Below are 12,828 nucleotides of genomic sequence, written 5' to 3' on the forward strand. Positions count from 1 at the left end.
ACGGGGATGCCGGTCAAACGATCCGGGCGCTCTCCCGCACCCGCGCCTCGGCCGCCTCGATCGCCTCCGGCGTGCCGACATGCAGCCACTGCCCGTCGAGGCGCAGCCCCTGGAGCCGGTTCCGCTTGATCGCCCGGTCGAACAGCAGGGTCAGGGAGAAGGAGCCCTCCGGCGTGTCGGCGAACAGCTCCGGCTTCAGGATCGCCACGCCGGCATAGATGAAGGGCGCGACCTCGCGCTCGCCGCGCCAGCTCAGCCGGCCGTCCGGGTCCATGTAGAAGTCGCCCGCCCCCTCGTAGCCGAGGCTCGTCGCGGTGGGAGCGACGAGGAGCAGGATGTCCGTCGTGTCGGGATCCCAGGCCTCGATCAGCCGGCCGAGATTGGGCCGCGGCCCCTCCAGCCAGAACGAATCCGAGTTGAACACCACGAAGGGCTCGTCGCCGAACCGGTCGAGCGCCTTCTTCACGCCGCCGCCGGTCTCGAGCAGCGCGTCGCGCTCGTCGGAGACGACGATCTCCGGCGCACCGGTGCGATGGGCGAGGTGGCCCTCCATCAGGTCGGCGAGCCAGTGGACGTTGACCACCGCCGTCTCGATGCCGCCTGCCGCCGCCCGGTCGAGGGCGTGGTCGATCAGCGCCTTGCCGGCGACCTCGACCAGGGGCTTGGGGAGCGTCGCGGTGATCGGGCGCATGCGCTTGCCCAGGCCGGCCGCGAGCACGAAGGCGCGGGTGATTTTCTTGGGGTTCTGCTCGTCGCTCATGACGCGTTCGCGGGCCGGTTCGAAAGGAGAGCGGTCAGGGCGGAGATCAAGGAGACGGGTCGGCGTCCGGCCGCGCCGCGACGAGGCTCGGCAGGTGGGTCTCGTGCCAGGCCCGCACCGACGCCAGCGCCGGATGAGCGAGGTTGCGCGCGAGATAGCCCTCGATCCGCGGCAGGTGGGCGAGGTAGCCCGGCTTGCCGTCGCGCTTGTCGAGGCGGGCGAAGATGCCGAGGATCTTGGTCGCGCGTTGCGCCGCCAGCACGGCGTAGGCGCGGGCGAAGGCCTGCATGTCGAAGCCGATGTCGCGACCGCGGCGCTCGCGGATATAGAGGCCGAGCAGCCGCAGCTCGAAATCGGCGCTGGCATCGACCCGGGCGTCCTGGAGCAGCGAGGCGACGTCGTAGGCCGGGTGGCCCATCACCGCGTCCTGGAAGTCGATCACCCCCACCCGCTCCAGCCCGGTCCGCTCGGGCAGCCAGATCAGGTTGGGCGAGTGGTAGTCGCGCAGGGTCCAGGTGGCGGGCTCGGCGACCAAGTCCCTGAGCGCCTCGGTCCAGAGGTCGCGGAAGGTCGCGCGCGCCTCCGGCGACAGCGTCGTGCCGCGGATGGCGGGGGCGTACCATTCCGGCAGCAGCTCCGCCTCGAACAGCAGGGCCTCGAGGTCGTAGGGCGGGATGACGTGGTCGATCCCCTCGCTCACCGGCACCGTCGTCGGCAGGTCGGTGGCGTGGAGCTTGGCCAGCAGCCGGACGGCCTCGGCGTAGCGCTCGGGCCGCGGCGCGCCGTTCTCGGTCACCGGCTCGGCGCCGAGATCCTCCAGGATCAGCAGGCCGGCATCGAGGTTCTCGCCCAGGATCTTCGGCGCCGAGAAGCCGATCGCGCGCAGCGCCCGGTCCATGCCGACGAAAGCGTGGACGCTCTCGGCGAGCTTGACGACGGCGCTGTAGGGCTTTCCGTCCTTCACCGGCGGCCCGTCGGGGCGGGGGGGCGAGATCATCAGCACGGCGGTCTCGCCGCCGGGCTTCACGAGGCGCTCGTAGGCGCGCGAGGAGGCATCGCCCTGCATCAGAACCCGGTCGGCCTCGTCCCAGCCGCTGCGGGCGAGCAGCGCCCGGACGGCGCGGGCGCGTTCCAGCCGCTCGCGCATGTCGCGGCTGCCGTCGATCCGCACGAGGCGCGCCTCCTCGCCGAACTCCGCCCGCAGGGACAGTTCGACGGTCAGGGTGGGGTTGTCGCGGGCGCCCAGCCGCTCGGGCCACTCGACCAGGGTGATCGCGGTCTCGGAGAGCTCGTCGAAGCCGAGTTCCACCAGTTCGTCGGGGCCCCGCAGGCGGTAGAGGTCGGCGTGGATCACCGCGCGGCCGGCGCGGGTCTCGTAGGGCTGCATCAGCGTGAAGGTCGGGCTCGGCACTTCGAGCGCCGGGTCGCCGGCCAGCTCGCGGATCATCGCCCGGGCGAGGGTGGTCTTGCCGGCGCCGAGCCCGCCGGACAGGGCCACGAGGTCGCCGGGCCGGAGGATGCCGGCCAGGAAGGCGGCCATGTCCTCGGTGGCGCCCTCCTCGGGCAGCAGCACCTCCCAGGCGCCGCGCCGCTGAGCCGACGGGGCCTCCCCCTGCGACGGGCCGGGCCGCGGGCTTCCCGCCGTGCTGTCCGGAACCTCGCTCAACGCCCCAATCCTCCGCAATCCCGCGAACGGCCACCCCGATCAGGGTTAAGCCTCAACCATCCTAGCGGGGGATGTTTAACCCTTTTTCCGCGTCCGCGTTGAGCCCCGCCCTTCGGCGTCGACCGCTCTCGGCCCGATCGCGCCGGCGCTCCGCTACTCGGCGGCCTCGGCGAGCCCGTTGTTGCCCGGCGGCGTCTCGACCGGGAACAGGCAGGTGACCCGGGTGCCCGCCCCCGGCGCCGAGTGGATCTCGACGCGGCCGCCATGCAGCTCGACGAAGGAGCGCACGATCGAGAGACCGAGGCCGACGCCGCGATGCTTGGTGCCGAGCGTGTTGCTCTCGAACCGGTCGAACACCCGGTCGATGATCTCGGGCGCGATGCCGCGGCCGCGGTCGATCACCGTCAGCCGCAGCGCCGTCCCCTCGCGTCGGGCCTCGACGCGGACCTGCTGGCCGGGCTCGGAGAAGCCGACCGCGTTGGAGAGCAGGTTGAACAGGATCTGGCGCACCCGCTTGCCGTCGGCGAAGACGCTGCCGATGTCCTCCGGCACGTCGAGGTCGAGGCCGATATCGGATTCCGCCAGCCGGTCCTCGATGCCGCGGGCGGCGGCCTCGACGGTGGAGCGCACGTCGATGGTCTCGCGCTGGAGTTCGAGCGAGCCGGCATCGATCGAGGCGAGGTCGAGGATGTCGTTGATGATGACCAGCAGCGCGGCGGACGAGCGCATGATGTGCTCGGAATATTCGCGCTGGCGCTCGTTGAGGGCGCCGACGGTCTCGTCGCCGAGGAGCTGGGTGAAGCCGATGATGTTGGTGAGCGGCGAGCGCAGCTCGTAGGAGACGTGGTGGACGAAGGTGTCGCGCAGCTGCGAGGCGCGCTCCAGGGCGTCGTTCTTCTCGGTCAGGGCCCGCTCGACATTGGCGCTCGCGGTGACGTCGATGAAGGTCAGCAGCGTGGCGCCGAGCGGCAGCGGCTGCGAGGAGCAGTCGAGCACGGTGCCGTCGTTGATGTCGAGGCGGCAGGCATGGCCGCTGCGGGTCTCGGACAGGCCGGTGATCGATTGCCGGATACCGGCCCAGGGGCTCTGGTCCGGCGTCAGCGCGCGGCAGGCGGCGATCACCGCATCGACGTGCGGCTTGCCCGCCAGCGTCGCCGGGTCGAGGCGCCAAGTGACGGCGAAGGCGCGGTTGGCCACCGTCAGGCGCCCGTCGGCGCCGAACACCGCCACCGGCTCCTTGAGCGCCTCAAGCGTCTCGGCCTGCTCCTTCATCAGCGCGTCGTAGCGCGAGGCGAGCTTCATGCTCTCCGAGACGTCGTGGTAGAGATAGGTCAGGCCGCCCTGCGGATTGGGGTCGGCGACGACCCGCAGGGTGCGTCCGTCGGGCAGGTACCAGGGCGTGTCGGTCGGTTCGACTGCCCGGTAGGCGGCGAGCACATCGGCCTTCCACGAGCGGAAATCGGCTTGCTCGGGCAGTTTGCGGGCGGCGCGCAGGCGGTCGAGGATCTCGCCGTCGAGGGGGCGGCCTTCGAGAAAAGCCGGATCGAGATCCCACAGGCGCTGGTAGGCGGCGTTGTGGAAGATCAGGCGCTGGCGCGCGTCGAAGATCGCCACCGCGGTCGGCAGCTGGTCGAGGGTGCGCACATTGGCATCCATCTGCCGCTGCAGGTCGGCCCGCACGCTCTCCAGCTCCGACACATCGACGGCGATGCCGACGCGGCCGGTCTCCAGGGTGCTCTCGCTGACGTCGAGGGTGCGGCGCGCGCCCGCCACCACCGCCGAGAGGCGCAGCGGCTGGGGCGCGAGGCCGGGCCGCCGCACTTGGCGGGCGATCTGCTCACGGGCGCCGCGGTCGAGAAGTTCGAGGCCGTGGTTCAGGGCGGCCTCGCGGTTCGGGGCCTCGACGGCGGCGGCATAAGCGGCATTGACGAAGGCGAGCGCCCCGTCCGGGCTGCGGTGCCAGACCGGCTGCGGGATCGCGTCGAGCAGACCTGCGAGCGCGGTCAGGCCGCGCTTGGCCTCGTCCAGCGTGTGACGCAGCTCGATCAGCTCGCGGCGCTCCTCGGTGGTCTCGCGCAGGCGCAGCAGCGCCCGGCCGCCCACCGCCTGCCCCTGCGCCTCGATGAAGCGCCCGGCGAGGCTGCGCAGGTTCGTCCGGAAGCCGGTGCCGCGCTCGCGCAGTGCGGCGACCGCCGCCTCGAGGAGCTGCGCGTCCTGGGGCGTGAGCCACGTGCCGAAGGTCAGCAGGTGCCGCGAGCCGCCCTGGCTCCCGCGCGCATCCTGGCTCCGCAGATCCTGGCGAAGGTCCTGGGCGAACCCCGCGTCGCCGACAATGCTCGGCTCGCCGCGCCCGGCCCAGGCGACGAGCACCTGGCGCTCGGAATGGAGCAGCATCTCGGCCCGGTCATGGGCGCCACGGAGCTGGGCGAGCTCGTCCTGATACACGCGTTCCTTGCGTGTCCAGCTGACGCGCTCGCGCAGGTAGACGAGCGACAGGATGGTCGCGAACAGGATCAGGCCGAGAACGACGGCGAGGCCGGCAACGTTGTGCGTCTGCATCGCTCCCAGCATCGGCTTCGCTTCGATGGACGGAGCGCCCTCGGCGAGTGCGGCCACCGGCGCCGCGACGACGAGGACGCCGACGCGCGACAGAACGCGCGCCGCCCGTTCCAGACCCATGTCCCGCCCCCACAACCCACCATGCCCGGCGCTCCGCGGGGCTTGCGCCCACGGCCTGGAAAGTTCCCGGAAAGCGCCGGGCACATGCCTGCCGTCGCGTCCGGCTCGCCGACGCGCGGGCACCTGCTTCCGAAGATTCGCGCCACTGTAACGCGGGGGCGATTCCGGCTGGAAGCGCCTTTATGGCTTCGAACGGGTCCGCCCTGCATTCCGGCGACGCACAGCACCCAAAAGCCACACCACCGAAATGGCCCCTTGACGAAGTCTCACGGGTGATCGGCGGGCCGGGCGGTGCCGGGAGCGGCGATCCAGGGGGGCGGCGCGACGCGAAAACAGTGTCGCCGAATCCATCCAGGCGGCCGGTGCTGGCGATCTGCTTGCCGCCAGACGAAAGAAGCCCGGCCGTGGGCCGGGCTTCTTTCGCGAATCTTGTTGCTGGAGGCTGATCCGGTCGAACCCGACCCGCTTCCGGCCCATGCCCGGATCACGTGGCCCGGATCACGTGGGGACGTCCCCGGGCCCGGCATCCAGAGGGGATGCTGGGCCCGGCGAGGTCCGATCAGTAGCGGTAGTGCTCGGGCTTGAACGGGCCGGCCTGCGGCACGCCGATATAGGCCGCCTGATCGGGGCGGAGCTTGGAGAGCTTCACGCCGATCTTCTCGAGGTGCAGGGCCGCGACCTTCTCGTCGAGGGTCTTGGGCAGCGTGTAGACCTGACGCTCGTACTTGCCGGGGTTCGTCCAGAGCTCGATCTGGGCGAGCGTCTGGTTGGTGAAGGAGGCCGACATCACGAAGCTCGGGTGGCCGGTCGCGTTGCCGAGGTTCACCAGCCGCCCTTCCGAGAGCAGGATGATGCGGTGGCCGTCGGCGAACTCGATCTCGTCGACCTGCGGCTTGATGTTGGTCCACTTGAGGTTCTTGAGACCCGCGACCTGGATCTCGTTGTCGAAGTGGCCGATGTTGCAGACGATCGCCCGGTCCTTCATCGCCCGCATGTGGTCGATCGTAATGATGTCCTTGTTGCCGGTGGCGGTCACGAAGATGTCGGCGCGCGGCGCGGCCTCCTCCATCGTGACGACCTCATAGCCCTCCATCGCGGCCTGGAGCGCGCAGATCGGGTCGATCTCCGAGACCATGACGCGGCAGCCGGCGTTGCGTAGGGACGCGGCCGAGCCCTTGCCGACGTCGCCGAAGCCCGCGACCATGGCGACCTTGCCGGCCATCATCACGTCGGTGCCGCGGCGGATGCCGTCGACCAGCGACTCCTTGCAGCCGTAGAGGTTGTCGAACTTCGACTTGGTGACCGAGTCGTTCACGTTGATCGCCGGGAAGAGCAGCTTGCCCTCCTTGGCGAGGTTGTAGAGGCGGTGCACGCCCGTGGTGGTCTCCTCGGAGACGCCCTTGATCGAGTCGGCGAGCCCCGCGAACCAGCCCTTCGGCTTCTCGGCGAGCTTCTTCTTCAGGAGGGCGAAGAAGATCTCCTCCTCCTCGGATTCCGGCTTGTCGAGAAAGGCGGTGTCGCCGTTCTCGGCGCGCAGGCCGAGGTGGACGAACATGGTGGCGTCGCCGCCGTCGTCGAGGATCATGTTCGGCATGCCGCCGTCATGCCAGTCGAACAGGCGCGAGGTGTAGTCCCAGTACTCCTCCAGGGTCTCGCCCTTCACGGCGAAGACCGGAATGCCGGCGGCGGCGATCGCCGCGGCGGCATGGTCCTGGGTCGAGTAGATGTTGCACGACACCCAGCGGATGTCGGCGCCGAGCGCCTTGAGCGTCTCGATCAGCACCGCGGTCTGGATCGTCATGTGCAGCGAGCCGGCGATCTTGGCGCCCTTGAGCGGCTGGCTCGCGCCGTACTCGGCGCGGGTCGCCATCAGGCCCGGCATCTCGGTCTCGGCGATCGAGATCTCCTTGCGGCCGTAATCGGCCAGCCCGATGTCGCGGACGATGTAATCCTTGGCAGCTGCCATCTCGGTATCCCTTTTCAGTCGTGGCCGGCGCGAAACAGCGAGTCGTTCCGGCGCTTCGGCCCGGCGCATCGGCCGGTTCACCCGGCCGGGTCGGCCATCCCTGTAGCAGGGCTCGGCTTAGGGAGCAATCAAGACATAAAGATGTCTTTATGCGTTTAACTCCAGGGTGGGGCTGGCACAAGGATGCCGCCGCGGCCCTAGGCCGACTCGTCCCGCAATTGTCGCCGGATGATCTTGCCGCTCGTCGTCATCGGCAGGGTGTCGCGAAACGCGAGCGCGCGCGGCACCTCGTGGGCGGAGAGCCGGGCCTTGGCGAAGGCGAGGATTTCGGCGGCCAGCGCGTCCGAGGGAGAGAAGCCCGCGCGCAGGGTGACGAAGGCTTTCACGGTCTCGGTGCGCAGCGGGTCGGGCACGCCGACCGCGGCGGCGAGGGCCACCGCCGGATGGGCGCAGAGGCAGGCCTCGATCTCGGCCGGGCCGATCCGGTAGGCCGCCGAGGTGATGAGGTCGTCCTCGCGGCCGATGAAGCGGATGTAGCCGTCGGCATCGCGCCGGGCCTGGTCGCCGGTCATCCACCAGCCGTCGCGGAATTTCTTCGCGGTCGCCTCCGGCTGATTCCAGTAGCCGAGGAACAGCACCGGGTCGGGGGCGCGCACGGCGATCTCGCCGGTCTCGTCGGTTCCCGCCTCCGTCCCGTCCCCGCGCAGGACCGCGACGCGGTGGCCCGGCACTGGCTTCCCCGTGGCGCCGGCCCGCGCCACGCCGGCCTGCGCGCAGGAGGCCAGCACGAGGTTGCACTCGGTCTGGCCGTAGGCCTCGCCGATGGTGAGGCCGAGAGCGGCTTCCGCCCACGCGAAGGTTTCGGCCCCGAGCGCCTCGCCGGCGGAGGCGATGTTGCGCAACCGCGAGAGGTCGAACCGTTTTCGCGGATCGGGCACGCCCCGCAGCATCCGCAGCGCGGTCGGTGGCAGGAAGGCGTGGGTGACGCCGAGATCGGCCATCAGCCTAAACGCCGACTCCGGCTCGAACCGGCCCGAGGCCCGGGCGACCACCGGCATGCCGAGGCGCAAGGACGGCATCAGCACGTTGAGGAGCCCGCCGGCCCAGGCCCAGTCGGACGGGGTCCACATCAGCCCGGTGCCCGCGGGGGGAAAGCCGTGCATCAGCGTCCAGCCCGGCAGGTGGCCGAGCAGCACCCGGTGGCCGTGGAGCGCCCCCTTGGCGAGACCGGTCGTGCCGGAGGTGTAGATCATCAGCGCCGGATCGTCCGGCCCGGTCGCCCGCGTCTCGAACCCGTCCGGAGCCGCCTCCAGAGCCGCGAAAAAATCCTCGGCGGTCTCCGCGGCCCCATCGACCGAGAGGATCGTGACGAGATCCGGCAGCTCGGCCCGCAGCCGTTCCAGCTTGGCGAGCCCGGCGGCGTCGGTGACGATGGCCCGCGCGCCCGAATCGGCGAGCCGGTGAAGCAGGGCCGCCTCGCCGAACAGGCCGGCGAGCGGCAGCGCGATCGCCCCCAATCGGTAGGCGGCGAAGTGAGTGATCACCACCGCGGCCGATTGCGGGAGCAGCACCGCCACCCGGTCGCCCGGTTCGACGCCGCGCGCGGCGAGCGCCGCCGCGAGCCGCAGCGAGTCGGAGCGCAGGCGGCCGTAGCTCACCGTCTCGGGCCGGTCGTCGGGCCCGAGCACGAGCAGCGCGGTGCGGTCGGGCTCGGTCAGCGCCCAGCGGTCGCAGACATCGGCCGCGATGTTGTAGCGCTCCGGGATCTCCCAGCGGAAATCCGCGCCGAGGTTTTCGTAAGTGTCGGCCGGCTCCGGCACGGCAATGTCCCCGAACCTGCGGCGGCCCCCCGGCGCCGGTCGTGCTTCGTCCTGCCGGTCCCGCCGCAGCGGGACCGATCGCCTCTCATCCGCCCTCGCCGCGCCGGTCGCAATCCGCACTCGACGCGCAGTGACGGGGCTCAGTCTTCGCGCTGCGGAAACCCGGCGCGGAAGGCGAAATCGGTGATCGGGCGGCGGCCGTTCGGCTGTTCCTTGGCCTGCTGCTCCTCGCTCAGGTCGGCCCAGGGCGTGGCCCGCCCGACCGCGTAGGCCGCCTCGACCCGATGATGCTCGGGCACGTTCAGCGCCGTCACCGCCCGCTCCTTGTCGAAGCCGCCCATCCCGTGAACGTGCCAGCCCTGACGGTTGGCCTGGAGCGCGAAGGCGAGCGAGGCCGCGCCGGCATCGAGGGAGTGGCTGGCCGAGGGCTTGAACTCGTCGCCGACCTTCATTCGTGTGTTCGAGACGAGGATCACGAGCGCGCCGGCATCCTTCGCCCATTTCTGGTTGCCCGGTACGAGAAGGTCGAAGAACCCCTCCCATTCCGGGGTGCCGCGCAGCGCGTAGACGAAGCGCCAGGGCTGCGAGTTGTAGGACGAGGGCGACCAGCGCGCCGCCTCGAACATCCGGAGCAGCTCGGACTCGGGCACCGCCTCGCCGGTGAAGGCGCGCGGCGACCAGCGCTCGAGGAAGATCGAGTCGATCGCGTGGTCGGGCGTGCGGGTCGTCGGGCGGGTGGTCTCGGTCGTCACCGGGGGCGGGCTCCAGGCTGGCGGAACTTTGATGCGGCGCACCGTATGGCAGTGCACAAGTGGGGGCTAGGGGGTGGTGTTGCCGCGTCCCGCGCCGCGCGCGAGAACGAGGTGGACGACATCGGTGCGATGAGGATGCCCGTGAGCGAGACCGGCCCGACCCCCCTTCTGCTGCGCGCCGACCGCGACGGCGTCGCCACCCTGACCCTCAACCGGCCGCAGGCCCGCAACGCGCTCTCCCTCGCCCTGCTCGAAGCCCTGCGCCATGCCTTCGCCGGGTTGGCGGAGGACGGGAGCGTGCGCGCCGTGGTGCTGGCGGCGTCCGGCCCCGCCTTCTGCGCCGGCCACGATCTGAAGGAGATGACCGGCTACCGGGCCGAGGCCGACCGCGGCGCGAGGCGGTTCGAGGCGCTGTTCGCGCTGTGCTCGGGCGTGATGTCGGCGATCCCCGCCCTGCCCCAGCCGGTGATCGCGGCGGTGGAGGGTGTTGCGACCGCCGCGGGCTGCCAGCTCGTGGCCTCCTGCGATCTGGCGGTCGCGGGGGCTCAGGCGCGTTTCGCCACGCCGGGCGTGCAGATCGGCCTGTTCTGCTCGACGCCGATGGTGGCGCTCTCGCGCAACCTCTCGCGCAAGGCGGCGATGCGGATGCTGCTCACCGCCGAGATGGCGGATGCGGAGGAGGCCCGGCGTCTCGGGCTCGTCAACGAGGTGGTGGAGGCGGGCGGTGCCCTGGCGGCCGCTCAGGCGCTGGCCGCGGGCATCGCCGCGCGCAGTCCGTACACCGTGCGGGTCGGCAAGCGGGCCTTCTACGAGCAGCTGGAGATGCCGCTGGCCGAGGCCTACGCCCATGCAGGCCGGGTGATGACGGAGAACATGCTGGCACGGGCGGCGGAGGAGGGGATCGGCGCTTTTCTCGACCGTAAGGCGCGGTGAGGCGCGAACCGATCGTCCGCCCGCGCATTGCCTCCGCGGCGCCCTCAAGCCGTCACGACCCCTGGGCAATCGGACTCGCATGCTCCTCAGACGCCCTCCTCCGATCTCCCCCGAACCGGGTCCGGACACGAAAAAAATCGTGAGCTGGAACCTCCTGCGCCGCACCGGCGCGGCGGTGGATTGCCTCGTCACGCTGATCGAGCAGGAGCGGCCCGACCTGCTGCTGATGCAGGAGGCGACGCGGGAGATCGCCGCGCTCAAGGACCGGGTCGGCGGCGTTTATGCCTGGGCGCAGCTGCCGGGGCGCATCCACGGGCTGGCGATGTGGAGCCCAATCCCCTGGACGAAGCCGCCCGAGATCGTCGCCCTCCCCTCCGGCGTGCTGATCGACCGGGTCTGCCAAGTGCTCGATTGGGGCGAGTTCGGCGTCGCCAACGTCCACCTTTCCCACGGGCAGGTGCTGAACCGGCGCCAGCTCCGGCGGATCGAGAGCCACCTGCCGCAGCAGGCCGCGGTGCTCGGCGACTACAACATCGTCGGACCGGCCCTCGTGCCGGGGTTTCGCGATGTCGGCCCCCGGCGACCGACCCATGCCATGGTCAACGTGCTGCCGCTGCGGCTCGACCGCTGCCTCGTGCGCGGCCTCGTCTGCCACGAGCGCGCGGTCCTGCCCCGCGGGCTGTCCGACCATCACCCGATCGTGGTGCGCCTCGCGCCCGCGCCGGAGGGGGCCGCCGCGGTCGGCCGGCTCAGAGGTATGGCAGAAGCAGTCGGACGGCTGCGTCGCGCAGGCGCACGGGGAGCGAACGGGCGCCGAGGTCGTCCAGCGTCAGACGGGTCCGCCGCTTCCCCGCGATGAAGGCTTCGAGGGTGCGGGCCAGCGGCACGTCGTAGACCTCGACGTTCAGCTCGAAGTTCAGGCGGAAGCTGCGCGAATCCCAGTTGGCGCTGCCGATGAAGCACCATTGCCCGTCGACGGTCATCGCCTTCGAGTGGTCGAAGGGCGGCCCGTCGATCCAGATCCGCACGCCGCTCCTGAGAAGCGGGTCGATATGGCCGCGGGTCGCCCAATCGACGAAGCGGTGATCGCTTTTCGTCGGGATGACGACATCGACTTCGATCCCCCGCGTGGCCGCGAGGCAGAGGGCATTCACGATGAGGTCGTTGGGCAGGAAGTAGGGCGTCGTCAGCCGGATCGACGACTTCGCGCAGGCGATGACCTGCAGGATGACCGTGGCGATCTTCTCGATGTCGGCGTCGGGCCCGGAGGTGACGACGCGGGCGGTCACGGCGCCGGCCGGCTCAAGCGGCGGGAGCCACGCCTCGCCCTCCAGCTCCTCGTCGCTGACGAACAGCCAGTCGGCAATGAAGGCCTGGGTCAGGTGCTCGACCACCGGTCCCTCGATCCGGAAATGCGTGTCGCGGATCGGGAAGGCCGGCTTCTCGCGGACGCGGTTGCCGTCGGAGATGTTGACGCCTCCGGTGAAGGCGGTCCGCCCGTCGATGATCAGCAGCTTCTTGTGGGTGCGAAGGTTCAGGAACGGCATCCGCCAGGGCAGCACGGAATGCATGAACAGGCCGGCCGGCACGCCGAGGCGGCGCAGGCGGCGCCACGCCGCGGGGAAGAAGTACCCGCTGCCGATGCCGTCGAGGATCACGCGGGTCTCGGCGCCCCGCTCCTGCGCCGCGTGCAGCGCCGCGCAGAAGGCCTGGCCGATCTCGTCGTCGCGGAAGATGTAGCTCGACAGGGCGACGCTGCGGCGGGCCTCGGCGATCGCGGCCAGCATCGCCGGATAGGCCTCGTCGCCGTTGCGGAATACCTCGATCCGGTTGCCCGCCACCGTCGGCAGACCGGTGATCGCCTGCACCGCCCGGTCGAGCGCGCGGTAGGGCTCGGGCACGTGGGCGGAGGGCTGCGGCGTGTCGTCGACGGCCTGTGAGGGACGCCGCTTCAGCCGCCGGGCGCGCCGCTCGACCCGGTTGATGCCGAAGGTGAGGTAGAGCAGCGTGCCGAAGACCGGCGCCAGCCATGCCAGCCCGATCCAGCCGATCGCCGCGCCCACCACCCGCTTGCGCAGCAGCACGTGGGTGCTGACGCCGAGGGACAGCACGAGGCCGATCGCCGCGACGATCTCGGTGCGCAGCGAGGCCGTCGTGCCGAGCCATCGGGTGAGGACTTCTTCCACCGGTCCGCCTTGCCGCCCTGCCCTGTCGGGGAACGGCGCAGGAGATAAGCCAAGCCTGGGGCGGCG

Annotated in this window: 9 protein-coding genes; 2 read left to right on the forward strand and 7 right to left on the reverse strand. The window is 71.1% G+C overall.

The genetic code is table 11. The features are described from left to right. Positions 1 to 13: 13 nt before the first annotated feature. From HNR01_RS20405 to HNR01_RS20430, 6 genes are all read right to left on the reverse strand, one after another. Positions 14 to 760 carry a nucleotidyltransferase family protein gene (locus tag HNR01_RS20405; protein WP_017483702.1) on the reverse strand — a complete coding sequence of 249 codons (747 nt, stop codon included), beginning with the start codon at positions 758 to 760 and terminating at the stop codon, positions 14 to 16. Between the two features lie 46 nt (positions 761 to 806). Further along, positions 807 to 2,426, reverse strand: a complete 1,620-nt coding sequence (locus tag HNR01_RS20410) for a bifunctional tRNA (adenosine(37)-N6)-threonylcarbamoyltransferase complex ATPase subunit type 1 TsaE/phosphotransferase (RefSeq protein WP_017483701.1) — start codon at positions 2,424 to 2,426, stop codon at positions 807 to 809. Between the two features lie 153 nt (positions 2,427 to 2,579). Next, complete coding sequence (locus tag HNR01_RS20415) at positions 2,580 to 5,105, reverse strand: sensor histidine kinase (protein ID WP_183669425.1); 2,526 nt, start codon at positions 5,103 to 5,105, stop codon at positions 2,580 to 2,582. Positions 5,106 to 5,664: 559 nt separating this feature from the next. After that, positions 5,665 to 7,071 (reverse strand): adenosylhomocysteinase, encoded by a 1,407-nt coding sequence (gene ahcY, locus HNR01_RS20420; protein WP_153874793.1) that lies wholly within the window; start codon positions 7,069 to 7,071, stop codon positions 5,665 to 5,667. A gap of 197 nt (positions 7,072 to 7,268) precedes the next feature. Continuing rightward, on the reverse strand, positions 7,269 to 8,891 hold the full coding sequence (locus HNR01_RS20425) for an AMP-binding protein (RefSeq protein WP_375373187.1): 1,623 nt from the start codon (positions 8,889 to 8,891) through the stop codon (positions 7,269 to 7,271). 140 nt (positions 8,892 to 9,031) lie between these two features. Next, on the reverse strand, positions 9,032 to 9,643 hold the full coding sequence (locus HNR01_RS20430) for a nitroreductase family protein (protein WP_183669427.1): 612 nt from the start codon (positions 9,641 to 9,643) through the stop codon (positions 9,032 to 9,034). Between the two features lie 135 nt (positions 9,644 to 9,778). Here HNR01_RS20430 and HNR01_RS20435 point away from each other — a divergent pair, with 135 nt between their 5' ends. Both HNR01_RS20435 and HNR01_RS20440 read left to right on the forward strand, forming a co-directional pair. Further along, a complete protein-coding gene (locus HNR01_RS20435; protein WP_183669538.1) occupies positions 9,779 to 10,576 on the forward strand; it encodes an enoyl-CoA hydratase in 798 nt (265 codons plus the stop codon). A gap of 79 nt (positions 10,577 to 10,655) precedes the next feature. After that, entirely contained in the window at positions 10,656 to 11,435 is a 780-nt protein-coding gene (locus HNR01_RS20440; protein WP_183669429.1) for an endonuclease/exonuclease/phosphatase family protein, read from the forward strand. On the opposite strand, the gene HNR01_RS20445 is transcribed toward HNR01_RS20440, so the two are convergent. Next, a complete protein-coding gene (locus HNR01_RS20445) occupies positions 11,326 to 12,762 on the reverse strand; it encodes a phospholipase D-like domain-containing protein (protein ID WP_017483693.1) in 1,437 nt (478 codons plus the stop codon). The genes HNR01_RS20440 and HNR01_RS20445 overlap by 110 nt on opposite strands. Positions 12,763 to 12,828 lie beyond the last annotated feature (66 nt).

Origin of the sequence: Methylorubrum rhodesianum (assembly GCF_014199985.1) — a bacterium.
GTDB classification, from domain to species: domain Bacteria; phylum Pseudomonadota; class Alphaproteobacteria; order Rhizobiales; family Beijerinckiaceae; genus Methylobacterium; species Methylobacterium rhodesianum.